General features: G+C 44.4%; 1 protein-coding gene. It reads left to right on the forward strand.

Annotated elements, in window-relative coordinates; all coding sequences use genetic code 11:
- The first annotated feature begins 111 nt into the window (after nt 1-111).
- Complete coding sequence (locus Q4491_RS21395) at nt 112-1380, forward strand: IS4 family transposase (RefSeq protein ID WP_218387448.1); 1269 nt, start codon at nt 112-114, stop codon at nt 1378-1380.
- Nucleotides 1381-1395: the final 15 nt, after the last annotated feature.

The raw sequence follows: 1395 nt of genomic DNA on the forward strand, positions 1-1395 counted from the left end.
GCTCATAGACAGGATCTTTAGCCCTAACCCCATATTTTAGCTAGAAAAAAGGCTTCACTTATGATCTGATAATCGTCGCCAAACAAACAACCAGAATCAACCGTGAAGCCGATGACGATTATCTCTTTAAAGAAGCAACTGATGCAATTCTTCGATGCCAGTTTCCTCGAAAAAACTGCAAGAAAGTGTGGTTTTACTCAGCGGGCCAGAGCAATTCAGCCTCAACAATTGGTACTCAGCCTTCTCGCGGCTTTGAGCAAGGGCAACTGCCACGCCATTGCCGATCTTCATCGCCAGTTCAACGGGATGTGTCTGAGTGAAAAGCAAAATGTGGCTTATAAGCCTTTTCATAACCAGTTGCGAAAAGATAGTTTTGCCGACTTTATGAAAGAGCTGGTCAAATTTGCAACAGTTCAGCTACTCCAGAAGAGTTCCCGTTCAATGCCAGCAAAGTTATCTCATTTCGACGATGTTATTCTGCAGGATGGCAGTTCTTTTCGAGTTCACGACGGACTTCGTGAGGTTTTTCCAAGCCGCTTCAAAAACTATCCAGCTGCGATTGAATGTCATATGACCATGTCGCTGTTTGACCAGTCACCAAAAACGATGACAGTAACGGCAGATACAGCATCTGAGCGGACGTACTTGCCCACACCTGGCAACATAGAGAAAAAATTGCTTTTAGCCGATGCTGGCTATGTGGATTTTAGCTATTTCGAGCAACTTTCTCGTCATAACGGCCATTTTATCGTCCGTGGCGGTAAATCACTTAACCCAACGATTGTTAATGCCCACAATGGCAATGGTCGGCGATTACCAAGATTAATAGATATGAAACTCAAGGATATTAGCCGAAAAACTAACCGCTCCGAAGTTCTTGACCTGAGATGCAAGCGAGGAAAGTATGAGTTCCGGGTGGTGCGTCGATGGTTCGCTGAAGAAAAGCGTTTTTGTCTGTGGTTGACAAACTTGCCGACATCACAATTTTCAGCAGACGATATCATGGCGCTCTATCGGTGCCGGTGGCAAATTGAGTTGCTATTCAAGGAGTTAAAGTCGCATACGAATTGGCGTCGTTTTGTAACGGCACAAAAAGCCATTGCTGAGGGGCTGATATGGGCCAGTTTGCTAGCGCTGATTGTTCGGCGAAGTATCGCCATAACCAGCCTGCCGTCAGTATCTGTATTTAAAGCGGCAAAAAATGTTGATGTTTGGCTACTACCAATATTGGAAAGCTTGATGCACCAAGCAAGGTCTGAAATATCAGGGCGACTGGAATGGGCTATGGTATATATATCAATGAATGCTCGCAAAGCAGCTCAGAGAAAATCCAAGAAAGACAGAACCTTAGATGGAATTTATGAAAAGCTTAATGCTTAAGGTCCTGTCTATGAT

It is taken from the genome of Photobacterium sp. 2_MG-2023 (assembly GCF_030547675.1).
Lineage (GTDB): Bacteria > Pseudomonadota > Gammaproteobacteria > Enterobacterales > Vibrionaceae > Photobacterium > Photobacterium arenosum.

Coding starts and splice junctions, on each gene's coding strand:
- Q4491_RS21395 (WP_218387448.1), top strand. CDS start 112: ATGACGATTATCTCTTTAAAGAAGCAACTGATGCAATTCTTCGATGCC.